The sequence below is a fragment of the Giesbergeria sinuosa genome, assembly GCF_042652905.1.
Lineage (GTDB): Bacteria > Pseudomonadota > Gammaproteobacteria > Burkholderiales > Burkholderiaceae_C > Simplicispira > Simplicispira sinuosa.
Genome location: NZ_JBHSHJ010000002.1, coordinates 16,179 through 33,799 on the forward strand (window position 1 = coordinate 16,179; position 17,621 = coordinate 33,799).

The 17,621-nt window shown below is 49.1% G+C and carries 18 protein-coding genes and 1 tRNA gene; 17 read left to right on the forward strand and 2 right to left on the reverse strand.

All coding sequences use genetic code 11. From position 1 onward, the window contains the following. Positions 1-9: 9 nt before the first annotated feature. The 17 genes from secG to ACFO6X_RS02805 all read left to right on the forward strand — a co-directional run bounded on the left by secG (position 10) and on the right by ACFO6X_RS02805 (position 15,439). Positions 10-375 (forward strand): preprotein translocase subunit SecG, encoded by a 366-nt coding sequence (gene secG / locus ACFO6X_RS02725; RefSeq protein ID WP_382429830.1) that lies wholly within the window; start codon positions 10-12, stop codon positions 373-375. A gap of 112 nt (positions 376-487) precedes the next feature. After that, positions 488-572, forward strand: a tRNA-Leu gene (locus tag ACFO6X_RS02730). A 77-nt stretch (positions 573-649) separates the two neighbouring features. After that, entirely contained in the window at positions 650-1,009 is a 360-nt protein-coding gene (locus ACFO6X_RS02735) for an NADH-quinone oxidoreductase subunit A (protein WP_382429832.1), read from the forward strand. 24 nt (positions 1,010-1,033) lie between these two features. After that, the gene (locus ACFO6X_RS02740) at positions 1,034-1,513 is read left to right on the forward strand and encodes a NuoB/complex I 20 kDa subunit family protein (protein WP_300075343.1); all 480 of its coding nucleotides are present in this window, start codon (positions 1,034-1,036) and stop codon (positions 1,511-1,513) included. A 9-nt stretch (positions 1,514-1,522) separates the two neighbouring features. Next, positions 1,523-2,131, forward strand: a complete 609-nt coding sequence (locus tag ACFO6X_RS02745) for an NADH-quinone oxidoreductase subunit C (protein ID WP_382429835.1) — start codon at positions 1,523-1,525, stop codon at positions 2,129-2,131. A 27-nt stretch (positions 2,132-2,158) separates the two neighbouring features. Further along, positions 2,159-3,412: an NADH-quinone oxidoreductase subunit D gene (locus ACFO6X_RS02750; protein ID WP_382429837.1), complete on the forward strand. Its 1,254-nt coding sequence runs from the start codon at positions 2,159-2,161 to the stop codon at positions 3,410-3,412. After that, complete coding sequence (gene nuoE / locus ACFO6X_RS02755; RefSeq protein WP_382429839.1) at positions 3,409-3,897, forward strand: NADH-quinone oxidoreductase subunit NuoE; 489 nt, start codon at positions 3,409-3,411, stop codon at positions 3,895-3,897. The genes ACFO6X_RS02750 and nuoE overlap by 4 nt, the downstream gene beginning before the upstream one ends. Beyond that, entirely contained in the window at positions 3,897-5,252 is a 1,356-nt protein-coding gene (gene nuoF / locus ACFO6X_RS02760; RefSeq protein WP_382429841.1) for an NADH-quinone oxidoreductase subunit NuoF, read from the forward strand. Before nuoE ends, nuoF begins: the two co-directional genes overlap by 1 nt. A gap of 15 nt (positions 5,253-5,267) precedes the next feature. Beyond that, complete coding sequence (gene nuoG, locus ACFO6X_RS02765; RefSeq protein WP_382429843.1) at positions 5,268-7,406, forward strand: NADH-quinone oxidoreductase subunit NuoG; 2,139 nt, start codon at positions 5,268-5,270, stop codon at positions 7,404-7,406. Further along, a complete protein-coding gene (gene nuoH / locus ACFO6X_RS02770) occupies positions 7,403-8,479 on the forward strand; it encodes an NADH-quinone oxidoreductase subunit NuoH (protein WP_382429845.1) in 1,077 nt (358 codons plus the stop codon). The genes nuoG and nuoH overlap by 4 nt, the downstream gene beginning before the upstream one ends. Positions 8,480-8,493: 14 nt before the next feature. Further along, entirely contained in the window at positions 8,494-9,000 is a 507-nt protein-coding gene (nuoI, locus tag ACFO6X_RS02775) for an NADH-quinone oxidoreductase subunit NuoI (RefSeq protein ID WP_382429847.1), read from the forward strand. A 40-nt stretch (positions 9,001-9,040) separates the two neighbouring features. Continuing rightward, positions 9,041-9,703: an NADH-quinone oxidoreductase subunit J gene (locus ACFO6X_RS02780; RefSeq protein WP_382429849.1), complete on the forward strand. Its 663-nt coding sequence runs from the start codon at positions 9,041-9,043 to the stop codon at positions 9,701-9,703. Beyond that, a complete protein-coding gene (gene nuoK / locus ACFO6X_RS02785) occupies positions 9,700-10,008 on the forward strand; it encodes an NADH-quinone oxidoreductase subunit NuoK (protein ID WP_382429851.1) in 309 nt (102 codons plus the stop codon). Before ACFO6X_RS02780 ends, nuoK begins: the two co-directional genes overlap by 4 nt. 27 nt (positions 10,009-10,035) lie before the next feature. Next, positions 10,036-12,054, forward strand: a complete 2,019-nt coding sequence (gene nuoL, locus ACFO6X_RS02790; RefSeq protein WP_382429853.1) for an NADH-quinone oxidoreductase subunit L — start codon at positions 10,036-10,038, stop codon at positions 12,052-12,054. 13 nt (positions 12,055-12,067) lie between these two features. Next, a complete protein-coding gene (locus ACFO6X_RS02795) occupies positions 12,068-13,543 on the forward strand; it encodes an NADH-quinone oxidoreductase subunit M (RefSeq protein ID WP_382429855.1) in 1,476 nt (491 codons plus the stop codon). 24 nt (positions 13,544-13,567) lie between these two features. Then, positions 13,568-15,061: an NADH-quinone oxidoreductase subunit NuoN gene (gene nuoN, locus ACFO6X_RS02800; RefSeq protein ID WP_382429857.1), complete on the forward strand. Its 1,494-nt coding sequence runs from the start codon at positions 13,568-13,570 to the stop codon at positions 15,059-15,061. A gap of 42 nt (positions 15,062-15,103) precedes the next feature. Beyond that, positions 15,104-15,439: a DUF2818 family protein gene (locus tag ACFO6X_RS02805; RefSeq protein ID WP_382429859.1), complete on the forward strand. Its 336-nt coding sequence runs from the start codon at positions 15,104-15,106 to the stop codon at positions 15,437-15,439. A gap of 85 nt (positions 15,440-15,524) precedes the next feature. On the opposite strand, the gene ppa is transcribed toward ACFO6X_RS02805, so the two are convergent. Further along, positions 15,525-16,061 carry an inorganic diphosphatase gene (gene ppa / locus ACFO6X_RS02810; protein ID WP_382429860.1) on the reverse strand — a complete coding sequence of 179 codons (537 nt, stop codon included), beginning with the start codon at positions 16,059-16,061 and terminating at the stop codon, positions 15,525-15,527. A gap of 214 nt (positions 16,062-16,275) precedes the next feature. Continuing rightward, positions 16,276-17,619 (reverse strand): NADP-specific glutamate dehydrogenase, encoded by a 1,344-nt coding sequence (gdhA, locus tag ACFO6X_RS02815; protein WP_382429862.1) that lies wholly within the window; start codon positions 17,617-17,619, stop codon positions 16,276-16,278. Between the last annotated feature and the right edge of the window lie 2 nt (positions 17,620-17,621).

Below are 17,621 nucleotides of genomic sequence, written 5' to 3' on the forward strand. Positions count from 1 at the left end.
TTCATGGTAATGAATGTGTTGGTGAATGTGATTCTTGGTGTGCAGATCTTGGCCGCGTTGGGCATGATTGGCCTGATCTTGATACAGCACGGCAAGGGAGCTGACATGGGTGCTGCCTTTGGCAGTGGTGGGTCTGGCAGTTTGTTTGGCGCCAGCGGAAGTGCTAATTTCCTCTCACGTACCACTGCAGGCTTGGCGGCAGCTTTCTTTGTCTGCACACTGGCATTGGCTTATTTCGGCAATGTTCGTCCTGCCAGTTCGGGAAGTGTTTTGGAGGGTGCTGCTACAGCGATTCCAGGCGCTGCCAATGTGCCAACGCCCGCAGCAGTGCCAGTACCTCCCCCTGAAGGGGCTGCCCAGATTCCTGCAAAATAATTCCTCTCTGGTGCTTTTCAAGCCCAGAAGCAAATTTTTTCAGGTTAGAATTAGGGACTGTCTGAGGCAGCAAACAAAAAGTTCCTCAAGCCACCTCAGACAACACAAAAAAGCCGTCGTGGTGAAATTGGTAGACACGCTATCTTGAGGGGGTAGTGGCGAAAGCTGTGCGAGTTCGAGTCTCGCCGACGGCACCAAACAAAACAAACCTGCCGCCATGTGCTACTTTTGTAGCAATGGCATGCACGGTTCAAGCGGTGAGCGCATCCAGAAGATGAACCTCGATCAATATCTCCCCGTTCTTCTGTTCATCTTGGTAGGCGCAGCGGTTGGTATTATTCCGCTCGCCTTGGGTTACATACTTGGGCCCAACAGACCAGATCCCCAAAAAAATTCCCCTTACGAGTGTGGTTTCGAGGCGTTCGAAGATGCTCGCATGAAGTTTGATGTTCGCTACTATCTGGTGGCTATTCTCTTCATTCTCTTCGATCTTGAAATTGCCTTTTTGATTCCGTGGGCTGCATCGTTACACGATGTAGGTATGACCGGTTTTGTGGCTGTCCTGATCTTTTTGGCGGTTCTGGTGGTGGGGTTCGCCTATGAGTGGAAAAAAGGCGCCCTAGACTGGGAATAAGTCATTTGCACAAGGATAGATGCCATGATTGAAGGTGTAATGAAGGAAGGCTTTGTGACCACGAGTTTTGACTCAGTGGTCAATTGGGCTAAAACCGGATCGTTGTGGCCTATGACTTTTGGTCTGGCCTGCTGTGCTGTCGAGATGATGCATGCAGCAGCAGCTCGTTACGATATCGGTCGTTTTGGTGCTGAAGTGTTTCGCGCTAGTCCGCGCCAATCCGACTTAATGATCGTTGCAGGTACGCTCTGCAACAAGATGGCCCCTGCCTTGCGCAAGGTGTATGACCAAATGTCTGAACCGCGCTGGGTGCTCTCTATGGGCTCCTGTGCCAACGGTGGTGGTTATTATCACTACAGCTATTCTGTGGTGCGCGGATGTGATCGTATCGTGCCAGTGGATGTGTATGTGCCCGGTTGTCCTCCAACTGCAGAAGCGTTGATTTATGGAATCATTCAGCTTCAGCAGAAGATTCGCCGAACCAACACCATTGCACGTGCTTGAAAGGGTGTCATGACTGTTGTTGCTGTTACCCCTGAAAAAATCAAAGACGCTGTTGTCGCTGCTTTAGGTCAAAGAATTCGTCAGATAGAAGTTGCACTGGGTGAAGTCACCGTGGTGGTTGGTGCCGAGGTCTATCTTGAGTCTATGCGTTTGTTGCGTGAGGCTCCCGGATGTAAGTTTGAGCAGTTGATTGATTTGTGTGCTGTTGACTATTCGAGCTATCAAGACCGTGTTTGGGAAGGTCTGCGTTATGCAGTGGTTTCTCATCTTTTGTCCGTCAGCTTGAATCAGCGTTTGCGTGTCAAGGTTTTCTGTCCGGATGATGATTTGCCAGTGGTCGCCTCCTTGACTTCCATGTGGGAAGGTGCTGGCTGGTTTGAGCGCGAGGCGTTCGACTTGTTTGGGGTGTTGTTTGATGGTCATACCGACCTGCGCCGTATTCTGACGGACTATGGGTTTGTGGGTCATCCTTTCCGCAAGGACTTCCCTCTTTCTGGGCATGTTGAAATGCGCTATGACAATGAGCAGCGTCGGGTCATTTATGAGCCAGTCAGTGTTGAGCCGCGCGAAATCACTCCTCGCATCATTCGTGAAGATAAATATGGAGGCCTGCACTGAGGCGCTTTAAGCCTTCTCTGGTGAATCATGGCTGAAATTAAAAACTATTCCCTGAACTTTGGTCCCCAGCATCCTGCTGCACACGGTGTGCTGCGTTTGGTGTTGGAGCTTGATGGTGAAGTTGTGCAGCGCGCCGACCCCCACATTGGGTTGTTGCATCGTGGTACAGAAAAGCTTGCAGAGCACAAAACATTTATCCAATCGTTGCCTTACATGGATCGATTGGATTATGTTTCCATGATGTGTAATGAGCATGCTTACTGTTTGGCAATCGAAAAGTTGCTAGGCATTGAGGTGCCTTTGCGTGCGCAGTACATTCGTGTGATGTTTTCCGAGATCACACGGTTGCTCAATCATTTGATGTGGTTAGGTTCTCACGGCAACGATTGCGGCAGTTCCACCATTTTGATTTATACCTTCCGTGAGCGGGAGGATCTGTTTGACATGTATGAGGCCGTGTCTGGTGCTCGTATGCATGCGGCCTATTTCCGTCCTGGTGGTGTGTATCGCGATTTGCCTGATACGATGCCACAGTACAAAGCCAATAAAATTCAGAATGCTAAGGCTTTGGAGGAGCGCAATCGAAATCGTCATGGCTCTCTGTTGGACTTTATCGATGACTTCACGCAGCGGTTCCCAGCTTGTGTGGACGAATATGAGGTCTTGTTAACCGACAACCGTATCTGGAAGCAGCGTACAGTAGATATTGGTGTCGTTCAACCAGAGCGAGCTATCAATTTGGGCATGACTGGCCCAATGCTGCGAGGTTCTGGAGTTGCTTGGGACTTGCGCAAAAAGCAGCCTTATGATGCTTACGATCGTGTAGATTTTGACATTCCAGTAGGCGTGACAGGTGATTGCTACGACCGTTACTTGGTGCGTGTGCAAGAGATGCGACAGTCGAATCGTATCATCAAGCAGTGTGTTGACTGGTTGCGTGCCAATCCAGGGCCAGTGATTACTGATAATCATAAGGTTGCGCCACCCAGTCGTGAATCCATGAAGTCAAACATGGAGGAGCTGATTCACCATTTCAAGCTTTTTACTGAGGGATTCCATGTTCCCGAAGGGGAGGCTTATGCTGCAGTTGAGCATCCTAAGGGTGAGTTCGGTATTTATTTGATCAGTGATGGTGCAAACAAGCCATACCGATTAAAGATTCGTGCCCCCGGTTTTGTGCATCTGTCTACTTTAGATGAAATGTCACGGGGCCATATGCTGGCTGACGTTGTGGCCATCATTGGTACTATGGATATCGTGTTCGGAGAAATTGACCGATGATTTCTGATGCGACAAAAGCACGCTTTGCGCGTGAAGTGGCTAAGTATCCTGCCGAACAAAAGCAGTCGGCGGTAATGGCCTGTCTGTCCATCGTACAGCAGGAGCAAGGCTACGTCAGTGAAGCCAGTGAGGCTGTAATCGCTGAATATCTGGGTATGCCACAGATTGCGGTGCATGAAGTCACCACTTTCTACAACATGTACAACCAGCAGCCCGTTGGTAAGTACAAACTGGCCGTGTGTACCAACCTGCCCTGTCTGTTGCGTGATGGTGGTAAAGCTTTGGAGCACTTAGAGCACAAGCTGGGTATTTCCATGGGAGAAACCACCAAAGATGGTTTGTTCACACTGCAACAATGTGAGTGTTTAGGTGCTTGTGCAGATGCTCCTGTCATGTTGGTCAATGATCGCAATATGTGCAGTTTCATGGGTGATGACAAGCTAGATCAGCTGGTAGATAACCTGCGTGCCGTGGAGGGCAAGTGATGGCTACGGCTGCAAAAATATTGAGTCAATTTCAAGCAGCAGGCGTAGAAACCTGCTTTCATGATCGCCATATTGATCCACAAATTTATGCAGGGTTGAATGGCGCAAACTGGAGCATAAAAGACTACGAATCTCGTGGTGGCTATCAGGCACTGCGTAAGATTCTAGGCAAAGATGGTTCAGACGGATTAACGCAAGATCAGGTTATTGCAACCGTTAAAGAGTCTGGGTTGCGAGGTCGTGGTGGTGCAGGTTTTCCCACTGGCTTGAAGTGGAGCTTCATGCCACGCCAGTTTCCTGGGCAAAAGTACTTGGTTTGTAATTCCGACGAAGGTGAGCCAGGTACTTGCAAGGATCGTGATATTTTAATGTACAACCCTCATATTGTGATTGAGGGTATGATCATTGCTGCTTATGCAATGGGCATTAGTGCAGGTTACAACTATATTCACGGCGAAATTTTCCAAGTTTACGAGCGATTTGAGGCTGCGTTAGAAGAAGCCCGAGCTGCAGGTTATTTAGGTAGCAATATTCTGGATAGCTCTTTCAGTTTTCAACTTCATGCCCATCACGGTTTTGGAGCCTACATTTGTGGCGAAGAAACTGCTTTGATTGAATCGATTGAAGGAAAAAAAGGCCAGCCTCGCTTTAAGCCACCTTTTCCAGCCAGTTTTGGTCTTTATGGTAAACCAACCACCATTAATAATACCGAAACTTTTGCTGCGGTTCCGTGGATTATTCGCAACGGCGGTGCGGCCTATCTTGCATGCGGTAAACCCAATAATGGTGGAACCAAGATATTTTCCGTGAGTGGTGATGTGCAGCGCCCAGGAAACTATGAGGTTCCGATGGGAACGCCCTTTGCCACTTTGCTTGATTTGGCTGGTGGTATGCGTCCGGGCCGTCAATTGAAGGCGGTGATTCCAGGTGGGTCATCTTCTCCAGTCTTGCCTGCCTCCATTATCATGGAGTGCACTTTGGACTATGACTCGATCTCTAAGGCTGGTTCCATGCTTGGCTCTGGAGCGGTGATTGTCATGGACGATACCCGCTGCATGGTTGAATCTCTCAAGCGGTTGTCATATTTCTACATGCATGAATCGTGTGGTCAATGTACGCCTTGCCGTGAAGGAACGGGTTGGCTTTGGCGCCTGGTAGATCGAATTCATCGTGGAGATGGGCGTCCCCAAGATATGGAGGTACTGGATTCAGTAGCCAGCAGTATCATGGGGCGTACCATCTGTGCTCTGGGTGATGCAGCGGCAATGCCAGTACGTGCCATGATTAAGCATTTCCGCCCAGAGTTTGAGGCGTTGATCCAGAAGAAAAACCCCCAGGCTGTTGCTTCTGCCTGATCGCGAGAAAAGCATATGGTTGAAATTGAACTTGATGGTCAGAAGGTGGAAGTCGCCCCCGGTTGTATGGTGATGCATGCAGCCGAAAAAGTTGGCACTTATATTCCACATTTCTGCTACCACAAAAAGCTCTCCATTGCGGCCAATTGCCGGATGTGTTTGGTAGAGGTGGAAAAAGCACCTAAGCCAATGCCCGCCTGCGCTACTCCTGTAACACAGGGCATGGTGGTTCGTACGAATAGCGAGAAAGCAATCCAAGCACAGAAATCTGTGATGGAATTTTTGCTGATCAATCACCCCTTAGACTGCCCCATCTGTGACCAAGGTGGCGAGTGTCAATTGCAAGACTTGGCTGTGGGTTATGGCGGCACTTCTTCTCGGTATGAAGAAGAAAAGCGCGTTGTATTTCATAAAGATGTAGGGCCTCTCATTTCGATGGAAGAGATGAGTCGCTGCATTCACTGTACCCGTTGTGTTCGGTTCGGCCAGGAAGTGGCTGGAGTCATGGAACTGGGCATGATTCATCGGGGTGAGCATTCCGAAATTACGACTGTGACCGGTAACACAGTGGATTCGGAGTTGTCCGGAAATATGATTGATTTGTGCCCAGTGGGTGCATTGACTAGCAAGCCTTTCCGTTACAGTGCCCGCACTTGGGAGTTATCGCGCCGTAAATCTGTCAGTCCGCATGACTCAACAGGCGCTAATTTGGTGGTGCAGGTTAAAAATCACAAGGTGATGCGCGTTCTTCCCTTCGAAAATGAAGAGGTTAATGAATGCTGGATCGCTGACCGTGATCGATTCTCTTATGAGTCACTCAATAGTGATCAGCGTTTGACGTCACCTATGATCAAGCAAGGTGGTGCTTGGAAAGAGGTAGATTGGCAAACAGCATTAGAGTATGTTGCTAATGGTCTGAAAAATATCAAGGCCCAACATGGTGCCCAAGCAATTGGTGCCCTGGTGAGTCCGCACAGTACAGTTGAAGAGATCTATCTCACCAAAGAATTGGTGCGTGGTTTAGGTAGCAGTAACATTGATTACCGTCTGCGTTCTGCTGATTTCTCAGTTTCTACGGGTACTCGTTGGTTAGGGCGCTCGGTTGCGTCTCTCTCCACATTGCAATCCGTACTGGTGGTTGGTTCTAATTTACGCAAAGATCATCCGTTATTTGCCCAGCGTATCCGTCAGGCCGCACGCAAGGGCTGTGTTGTGACTGCGATTGATTCTGTAGTGCGTGACTGGGCACTGCCAGTGGCTCAGACTTTAATTGCTGCTCCACAGCAGTGGTTTCAAGCTCTTTCTGATGTGGCTGCTGCTGTGGCCCAACAGAAGGGTATTGAGGCTCCTAATGTTCAAGGTCAAGCCGGCGAAGTGGCTACGGCGATAGCGACAGCACTTTTGGCTGGTGAACACAAGGCAGTATTGTTAGGTAATGCAGCTGCACACCATGCTCAAGCGTCTTCTTTATTGGCATTGGCAGGTTGGATTGCTGACCAAACGGGCGCTACTGTTGGTTACTTGACTGAAGCTGCCAACACTGTTGGCGCCCAGTGGATGAAGGCAGTACCTGGTGAAAATGGCCTCAATGCTGCACAAATGTTGGAAGGTCGTCTTAAGGCCGCCTTGCTGTTGCACACAGAACCTGTTTTTGATAGCGCAGCAGGTGTAAAAGCCGCTACAGCATTAGCAGGTGTGGATATGGTCGTCACTCTCAGTCCCTTCAAGGCGAATATGGAGTTCAGTGACGTTTTGTTGCCGATTGCTCCTTTCAGCGAAACTTCAGGTACCTTTGTCAATGCCGAGGGTCGCGTACAAAGTTTCCATGCTGTCGTGCGTCCGTTGGGTGATACCCGTCCAGGTTGGAAAGTGCTCCGTGTATTGGCTAATCTTTTGGACGTAGCTGGTATCAATTTTCAAACCTCGCAAGAAGTATTGGAAAAGGCTACCCATGCTCCCCAAGGTGGTCGGATGGAGTTTGTGCCTGCTGCTGAATTGAGTAATCGCAGTAAAGTTCTTGCGGCGGTGGGTGCTCCCTCGACTACTGATCCGGTGGTTGCATCTATTTACCAGCTGGACGGTATGGTGCGGCGTTCACCCTCTTTGCAGCTAACGATGGATGCACGTCTGGCTTCTACAGGAGTGCAGGCATGATTGATGCAATTTACAACGGTGGTTTGGGGTTGTTGTCTCACACTTGGTGGACGGCGGCTGCTTGGCCTGTGCTTTGGATCTTACTGAAGATTGTGGTCATTCTGGCACCTTTGATGGGGGCGGTGGCATATTTGACCCTGTGGGAGCGTAAATTACTCGGCTTCATGCAAGTTCGCCTCGGCCCAAATCGTGTGGGCCCCATGGGGTTATTGCAACCGATTGCTGATGCGCTCAAACTGCTGACCAAAGAAATTATCCAGCCTTCGGCTTCTAGCAAAGGTTTGTTTATTTTGGGGCCAGTGATGGCCATCATGCCTGCCTTAGCGGCTTGGGTAGTGGTTCCCTTTGGCCCTGAAGTAGCACTCACCAATGTAAACGTTGGTATTTTGCTCATGATGGCTATTACTTCAATTGAAGTGTATGGCGTGATCATTGCGGGCTGGGCATCCAACTCTAAGTATGCCTTCTTGGGTGCCATGCGTGCTTCGGCGCAAATGGTGAGCTATGAAATCGCCATGGGGTTTTGTTTCCTAGTGGTCATCATGGTCTCTGGTAGTATGAATCTGACGGCTGTAGTGACAAGCCAAGCATCTGGTGTGGCAGCTTCTTATGGCCTGAATTTCCTATCTTGGAACTGGTTACCTCTTCTGCCTATTTTTATTGTTTACCTAATTTCTGGTGTGGCTGAAGTCAATCGCCATCCCTTTGACGTGGTAGAAGGCGAAGCAGAGATCGTTGCTGGTCACATGGTTGAATATTCTGGTATGGGTTTTGCCATCTTCTTCTTGGCAGAATATGCCAGCATGTGGTTGGTTTCCATCTTGGCTGTGCTGATGTTTTTGGGTGGTTGGTTGTCTCCAATTGCGGCACTGGACTTCATTCCTGGTTGGATCTGGCTTGGTTTAAAGACCTTTGTGGTTGTGTCGATGTTCATCTGGATTCGCGCTACCTTCCCACGCTTCCGCTATGACCAAATTATGCGTCTGGGCTGGAAGATTTTCATTCCTGTCACTTTGGTGTGGCTGGTGATTGTTGGCGGTTGGTTGCTCTCGCCTTGGAATATCTGGAAATGAACGGGGATACACGAATGTCTGCCGCTACTGCATCCTTTTCCTTCAAGGATTTTTTTAAAAGCTTTATGTTGGTGGAGTTGGTCAAGGGAATGTCCTTGACTGGCCGTTACACCTTCAAACGTAAGGTGACGGTGCAATTTCCAGAAGAAAAAACGCCTCTGTCACCACGCTTTCGTGGGTTGCATGCCTTGCGCCGTTATGACAATGGTGAAGAACGTTGCATTGCTTGCAAGTTGTGCGAAGCAGTTTGTCCGGCAACAGCTATCACGATTGAGTCTGATGTGCGTGCTGACGGGTCGCGTCGTACCACACGTTATGACATCGATCTGACCAAGTGCATTTTTTGCGGTTTCTGTGAGGAAAGTTGTCCAGTCGATTCGATCGTGGAAACCCAGATTCTTGAGTACCATGGTGAAAAGCGTGGTGATTTGTATTTCACCAAAGACATGCTTTTGGCTGTGGGTGATCGATATGAGGCTGAAATCGCTGCTGCCAAAGCAGCAGATGCCAAGTACCGCTAAGTCACATTAACATCCGCCAGACCTCTAAAAAGACTGATTCATGGACGCCAAGACTGGTTTCTTCTATCTGTTCTCGGTTGTGCTGCTTTATTCAGCCTTCCGGGTCATTACAGCCCGCAATCCGGTACATGCCGTTTTGCATTTGATTTTGGCTTTTTCTCAAGCTGCTGGTGTGTGGCTTTTATTGAAGGCTGAATTTTTGGCGATTGTGCTGATCCTAGTTTATCTAGGCGCTGTCATGGTGCTGTTTATGTTTGTCGTGATGATGCTTGACATTCGCGTCGATGCTTTACGACAAGGATTCTGGAAAAATTTTCCAGTGGCTGCGGGTATGGGGGCCTTGATTGCCCTAGAAATGGCTGCTGTGTTGATGGGAGGTTTTGGTAGCGTCGATGAACCCAAGGCTATGGTAGCTGCTGTGGATGCTGCGGGTAATGCGGTTCCATACTTCAATGCCAGAGAATTGGGACGGTTGATGTACACCCAGTATCTCTACCCAGTAGAAATCGCTGCTGTTATTCTCTTGTTGGCAATGGTGGCTGCAATCGCGTTGACGTTGCGTCGACGTAAAGACAGTAAGTTTGTTGATCCTGCAACACAGGTTCGTGTGCGTGCTGAGGATCGGGTACGTCTGGTTCAGTTGGCACCAACGCAGCAAGCAACTCCTGAATCAGTCATCGTCAGTGAGGAGAAAAAAGCATGATACTCACTTTGGGGCATTTCCTTTCTCTGGGGGCTATGCTGTTTGCCTTGGCGGTCGTTGGTATTTTCCTCAATCGGAAAAATCTCATCGTATTGTTGATGGCAATTGAGCTCATGCTCTTGGCAGTGAACATGAATTTTGTTGCCTTCTCTCACTATTTGGGGGACATGCACGGACAAGTGTTCGTTTTCTTCATCTTGACAGTCGCTGCAGCTGAGTCGGCCATCGGTCTGGCTATTTTGGTGTTACTGTTCCGCAATAAGTCTAATATTGATGCGGAAGCACTCGACACTCTTCGCGGTTGATATGCCGGATATGCAAGGTTCTCCACAATGAGTCAAACCCTTTCTGCTTCAACGCTGTTAGCCGTTCCGCTAGCCCCGCTGGTGGGTGCTGCGCTCGCCGGCATTTTTGGTACCACTTTTGGTGGTAACTGGATTGGTCGTCGTGCATCGCACATGCTGACTATTGCAGGTGTCTTTGTTGCTTTCGTATTGTCAGCAATGACCTTGCAAAGTGTCCTCGTTGATGGTGCTCGATTTAATGAGACCATTTATACGTGGATGGTTGTTGGTGGTCTCAAGATGGAAGTGGGCTTCCTGATTGATTCACTAACTGCAATGATGATGTGTGTAGTGACTTTCGTCTCTCTGATGGTACATATCTATACCATTGGATATATGGAAGAAGATGACGGTTATAACCGATTCTTTGCTTACATCTCTCTTTTTACATTCTCTATGCTCATGCTGGTCATGAGCAACAACCTGTTGCAGCTTTTCTTTGGATGGGAAGCAGTAGGGTTGGTATCTTATTTGCTGATTGGTTTTTGGTTTAATAAGCCTTCGGCAATCTTCGCCAACATGAAGGCGTTCTTAGTTAACCGGGTTGGTGACTTTGGTTTCATTTTGGGTATCGGTTTGATTGCAGCCTTTACTGGTACGCTGAATTACAGCGAAATCTTTAGCAAAGCTGCACACTTGGGCGCCCTGTCATTCCCCGGTACGGACTGGATGTTGGTGACAGTAGTTTGTATTTGCCTCTTTATCGGTGCAATGGGTAAATCGGCACAATTTCCCTTGCATGTCTGGTTGCCTGATTCGATGGAGGGTCCCACTCCAATCTCTGCACTGATCCATGCAGCGACAATGGTGACTGCTGGTATTTTTATGGTGGCACGTATGTCGCCATTGTTTGAGCTGAGTGACACGGCATTGAATTTCATCTTGGTCATTGGTTCGATTACAGCGTTGTTCATGGGTTTTCTGGGGATCATTCAGAACGATATTAAGCGGGTTGTGGCCTATTCAACGCTGTCTCAGTTGGGTTACATGACGGTAGCTTTGGGTGCATCTGCCTACTCAGTGGCTGTTTTTCATCTGATGACCCACGCTTTCTTTAAGGCACTGTTGTTCCTAGGCGCGGGTTCAGTCATCATGGGTATGCACCATAACCAAGATATCCGCTGGATGGGTGGGGTACGTAAGTACATGCCTATTACTTGGATTACCTCTTTGTTAGGTTCTCTGGCTTTGATTGGTACACCTTTGTTTTCTGGTTTTTATTCCAAAGACAGTATTATTGAAGCAGTGCACTTTAGTCATCTTCCTGCTGCTGGTTTTGCTCATTTTGCGGTTTTGGCTGGTGTGTTTGTCACAGCGTTTTATTCTTTCCGTATGTACTTCTTGGTATTCCATGGAAAAGAACGCTACGATCAGAACCCAGATGCCCACCATGACGATCACCATGACCATCATCATGGTGATGGCAAGCCACATGAATCTCCTTGGGTAGTGACGTTGCCGTTGGTGCTGCTCGCTATTCCTTCTGTGATCATCGGTTTTATGTCCATCCAGCCGATGTTGTTCGGCGACTTTTTCAAGGATGTGATTTTTGTCGATGCTGTGAAGCATCCCGCCATGGCTAAGTTAGCAGAAATCTTTCATGGTCCTGTAGCCATGGCTGTGCACGGCTTGCAAACAGCACCTTTCTGGTTAGCGTTGGCTGGTGTAGCACTTTCTTACTACATGTACATGGTTAACCCGGCCGTACCTACAGCAATTAAGAAGGCGTGTATGCCTATCTTTAACTTGCTGGAAAACAAGTATTATCTTGATTGGATCAATGAGAATATCTTGGCACGTGGTGCTCGTGCATTGGGTGTAGGCTTGTGGAAGGGTGGCGACCAGGTATTGATTGATGGTGTAGTTGTCAATGGTTCTTGGAAGCTGGTCGGATGGATTGCAGGGCTGGTTCGCCGGGTGCAGACAGGGTATGTCTACCACTATGCATTGGTCATGCTGTTGGGCATTTTTGCTCTCATGACTTGGTTTGTCTGGCTCAACAAGTAGGAGAAAAACAAAAATGGGTTTGTTGAGTCTTGCTATCTGGACGCCTATCGCGTTTGGTGCGTTGTTGCTGGCCTTTGGCCGTGAAGAGCAAGTGCGTGCTGTACGTTGGTTGGCTTTAATTGGCGCACTGATCAGTTTTCTGGTCACGTTGCCTCTCTACAGCGGTTTTCAGACGGGTACTGCTGCTATGCAGTTCGTCGAAAAAACACCATGGATTGAAACTTTCAACATTTTCTATCATCTTGGAGTTGATGGGATTTCGTTCTGGTTCGTTCCATTGACAGCATTCATTACTGTCATTGTGGTGATCGCTTCATGGGAATCTATTACTGAGCGTGTGAATCAGTACATGGGTGCCTTCCTGATCTTGTCAGGATTGATGATTGGTGTTTTTGCCGCGCTTGACGGCATGCTGTTCTATGTTTTCTTCGAAGCTACTTTGATTCCAATGTATTTGATCATTGGTATTTGGGGTGGGCCACGTAAGATCTATGCGGCATTCAAGTTTTTTCTGTATACGTTGTTGGGTTCTTTGCTCACTCTGATTGCACTGATTTATCTCTACCATCAGTCAGGCGGTAGCTTCGATATTGTGAGCTGGCACAAGTTGCCTTTGAGTGCCAGCGCACAAACGCTGTTGTTCTTTGCCTTCTTTGCTGCATTTGCTGTAAAAGTGCCGATGTGGCCAGTGCATACTTGGTTGCCAGATGTTCACGTGGAAGCGCCAACAGGTGGTTCTGCAGTGTTGGCTGCTATTATGTTGAAGCTTGGAGCCTACGGTTTTCTGCGTTTTTCAATGCCGATTGCCCCTGATGCATCCCGTGAATGGGCTTGGTTGATGATTGCATTGTCTTTGCTGGCAGTGTTGTACGTTGGCTTGGTGGCAATGGTGCAAAAAGACATGAAGAAGTTGGTCGCCTACTCTTCTGTCGCACACATGGGTTTTGTGACGTTGGGTTTCTTCTTGTTCAACGACTTAGGTGTATCGGGCGGCCTTGTGCAGATGATTTCTCACGGGTTTGTTTCGGGTGCCATGTTCTTGTCGATTGGTGTGCTGTATGACCGTATGCATTCACGTGAAATCGCTGATTACGGTGGTGTAGTCAATACCATGCCTAAGTTTGCAGCATTTGCACTGCTTTTCACGATGGCCAATTCTGGACTTCCAGGTACAGCAGGGTTCGTGGGTGAATGGATGGTAATTTTGGGTGCTGTGAAGTCCAATTTTTGGGTAGGTATGGGTGCGGCCACTGCGTTGATCTGGGGCGCTGCCTACAGTCTGTGGATGTTCAAGCGTGTCTACTTGGGACCAGTCGCCAATGACCATGTGAAAGCCCTCCAAGATATTGGTGGTCGTGAATTCTTTATCATGGCTGTTTTGGCTGTGGCAGTGTTGTATATGGGCCTATACCCTCGTCCTTTTACCGATGTGATGGATGCTTCTGTGGCTGAGCTACTCAAGCATGTGGCCTTGTCCAAGCTGAACTGAGCATACTGAACTGAGAGACCCGAGATGATTGACAACATCAGTTGGCTTGCGATTTACCCAGAGATACTGCTGCTGGTCATGACCTGCGTGATCGCTTTGGCCGATCTGGGTGTGAACAGCCCCCGCCGTACCGGAACCTACATTCTCACCATCCTTACTCTGGTGGTGTTGGCAGTGCTGCAAGGGGTATATGCTAGTAGCGGCAATACCTTCTATGGTTTTGGAAATATGGTGGTCAGCGACCCAATGGGGAACTGGCTTAAGTGTTTTGCTTCAGTCGCTATGATTGTCACCTTGATCTATGGTCGCCCTTATGCGGCTGATCGTGACATGTTGCGTGGAGGTGAATTCTTCACTTTGGGCTTGCTGTCATTGCTGGGCATGTTTGTCATGATCGGCGGTAATAATTTCTTGCTTATTTATTTGGGCTTGGAGTTGTTGACGTTGTCTGGTTATGCTTTGGTGGCTTTGCGTCGTGATCACACGACAGCAACTGAAGCTGCAATGAAATATTTTATTCTGGGGGCAATGGCCAGTGGTTTCTTGCTTTATGGCCTCTCCATGATCTATGGCGCTACAGGCTCCCTAGATATTGGTGAAGTTTTCAAGGCAGTCAACTCTGGCCAGATTCGCCATCAGGTGTTGGTCTTTGGTGTGGTGTTTGTGGTGGCTGGTTTGGCATTCAAGTTGGGTGCAGCACCATTCCACATGTGGGTTCCTGATGTGTATCAAGGTGCCCCTACAGCTATTACTTTGATGATTGGTGGTGCTCCAAAATTGGCGGCCTTTGCCATCGTCATGCGTTTGTTGGTAGATGGTTTGTTGCCCTTGGCAATTGATTGGCAACAAATGTTGGGCGTTCTGGCTATTGCCTCCCTGTTGGTGGGTAATTTGGCTGCGATTGCGCAGACTAACCTCAAGCGGATGTTGGCTTACTCGACTATTTCCCAAATGGGTTTTGTCTTGTTGGGCTTGATGTCTGGTGTGGTGAATGGAAATGTTGATGCTGCAACTATTCAGAGCGCCTATAGTTCTGCCATGTTCTATGTTGTTACCTATGTGTTGACAACGTTGGCAGCATTTGGGGTTATTTTGCTATTGGCCCGTGAAGGGTTCGAAAGTGAAGAAATTGCCGATATGGCTGGGTTAAATCAGCGTAGTCCTCTATATGCAGGCGTTTTGGCTATTTGCTTGTTCTCGATGGCAGGTATTCCTCCGTTGGTTGGCTTCTATGCTAAGTTGGCAGTGTTGCAATCTTTGATGGCTTCTGGTCAAGGGGTATACATTGCACTGGCAGTTTTTGCGGTAATGATGTCGCTGATTGGTGCGTTCTATTACCTGCGTGTGGTGAAGGTGATGTATTTCGATGCACCTTTGACGGCCACTCGCGTTTCGGCTCCTTTAGAAGTGCGCGTTGTTTTAACCATTAATGGTGCATTGGTACTGATTTTGGGGATTTTGCCCAGTGGTCTGATGTCGTTGTGTACTGATGCGATTGTGCGTTCTTTGGCTACTTAACGTGGTACGCGTCATACATCGGGGTGTGTTCTAAAGGTATTTATGACCCAAGCCAGTGCAGTTTGGTTGGTGGTGTTGGTCGCTTTTTTAGCAGCTAACTTGCCATTTTTTCACCAGCGTATTTTGTTGTTAGGGCCACTGCCCCAACAACAAAAGAGCTTGTGGTGGCGCCTGCTGGAGCTAGTCTGCTGGTATTTTCTGGTGGGACTGTTGGCCTTGGGCTTGGAGTGGCGTGCTGGTCAGGTGGTTTCACAAGGTTGGGAGTTTTACGCAATTACCGCGGCCTTGTTTCTGACACTGGCATTTCCAGGTTTTGTATTTCGCTATTTGATGCACCATCGTCAACCAGTGATCTCGCCTAGTTTAGAGTCTCTCTAATCTGCTGCTTATCACATCAAAAAAAGCCTGCCCGGACATCAATTCCGGGCAGGCTTTTGTCTTGTCAGGCTGTATAGCGCAGTGCTCAGGCCTGTGTTTTCTCGTAGTTGGCGATGCCGTCTGTGATTTCTTTGTGAGCGGCTTCTACACCTTCCCAACCCAGAACCTTGACCCACTTGCCTTCTTCCAAGTCTTTGTAGTGCTCGAAGAAGTGGCTAATGGCTTTGAGGCGCATAGGATTGACATCGCCAATGTCTTTCCACTGCGAGTACATGGCTAGCACTTTGTTGGTGGGTACAGCCAAAACTTTGCCATCCACGCCTGCCTCATCTTCCATTTTCAAGATACCGAGGGCACGGCAAGGTACCACAACACCAGGAAGCAGGGGGTAGGGGGTGATCACCAGCACGTCCACTGGATCACCATCACCGCTCAGCGTTTGGGGAACATAGCCATAGTTGGAGGGATAGTACATGGCCGTGGTCATGAAACGATCCACGAAAATGGCACCTGATTCCTTGTCCACTTCGTATTTGATCGGGTCAGAATCCATTGGGATTTCAATGACCACGTTGAAAGCTTCTGGAACGTTCTTGCCGGGAGTAACTTTGTTCAGGGACATGGTTGTCGATCAGGTTGTTGAGAGATGCCGGGTATCCACATATTGTGACAGGCCGTTGATTTTACTGGCTGAGCCCTTTCAGCCGCCTTGCACCATAGTGGTTTCAGTGTGGAGTCGGGGGGGCTGATGGGTGTGGAGCTGGTTTTTGGCACCAAAAAAGGAGCCGAAGCTCCTTGAATGGTTGGTGCAGTGGGGATGGGGTGTCTCCGCAGACTCAGAGTACGCCTTGACCAAGCATGGCATCGGCCACTTTGACAAAGCCTGCGATGTTGGCGCCGTCAATGTAGCTGACGCTTCCGTCAGCACGCTGACCGTATTGGAGACAGGCCGCATGAATGCCTTGCATGATACCCAGCAGGCGTGCATCCACTTCTTCGCGTGTCCAGTTGAGGCGCAGGGCATTCTGGCTCATCTCTAGGCCCGAGGTGGCCACACCCCCAGCGTTGGAGGCTTTGCCTGGCGCATACAGTACGCCTGCTGCTTCGAATGCTTTGGCTGCCTCGATAGTAGATGGCATATTGGCACCTTCAGCGACACAAATCACGCCGTTGGCGATCAGTGTTTTGGCATCGTTCTCATCCAGTTCATTCTGGGTGGCACAGGGCAGGGCCACATCGACCTTAATACCCCAAGGACGCACACCAGGCAGGAAGTCGGCACCTACTTGTTGAGCGTAATCGCTGACACGGCCATATTGCTTGTTCTTGATGTCCATGAGCAGGGCCAGTTTTTCGGGAGTGAAGCCTGTTTGATCCACCACCGTGCCACTGGAATCCGACACAGTGATGACCTTGGCACCCAGTTGCATGGCTTTTTCTACAGCGTATTGCGCCACATTGCCAGAGCCAGATACAGAGACGGTCAAGCCAGTAAAGGACTTGCCACGGGCCTTGAGCATTTCGTTGGCAAAGTAGACGGTGCCGTAGCCGGTGGCTTCGGGGCGAATCAGTGAGCCACCAAAACTTAGACCCTTGCCCGTGAACACACAGTCTGCACGGTTGCTGAGTTTTTTGTACATGCCAGCGATAAAACCAACTTCACGGCCACCTACCCCAATGTCACCTGCCGGTACATCGGTATCAGCTCCGACATGGCGGAACAGTTCGGAGGCAAATGATTGGCAGAAGCGCATGATTTCGCCTTGGCTTTTACCCTTGGGGTCGAAGTCAGAGCCGCCTTTACCGCCACCCATCGGCAGGGTGGTCAGTGCATTTTTAAAGGTTTGTTCAAAAGCCAAGAATTTGAGTACTGACAGATTGACCGAGGGGTGAAAGCGCAAGCCTCCCTTGTAGGGGCCAATTGCCATGTTGTGTTGGATGCGGTAACCCTTGTTGACTTGGACTTGGCCTTGATCATCCATCCAACTGACGCGGAACATGATCACACGTTCTGGTTCGACCAAACGCTCCAACAGGCCAAACTCGGCATATTTGGGGTTCTTTTCGATGAAGGGCCAGAGGCTTTCCATGACCTCGGTCACGGCTTGCAGGAATTCAGGCTGACCAGGATTGCGCTGGGCGATTTGTTCAAGGAATTGGCCTACGGACTGGTACTTCATGT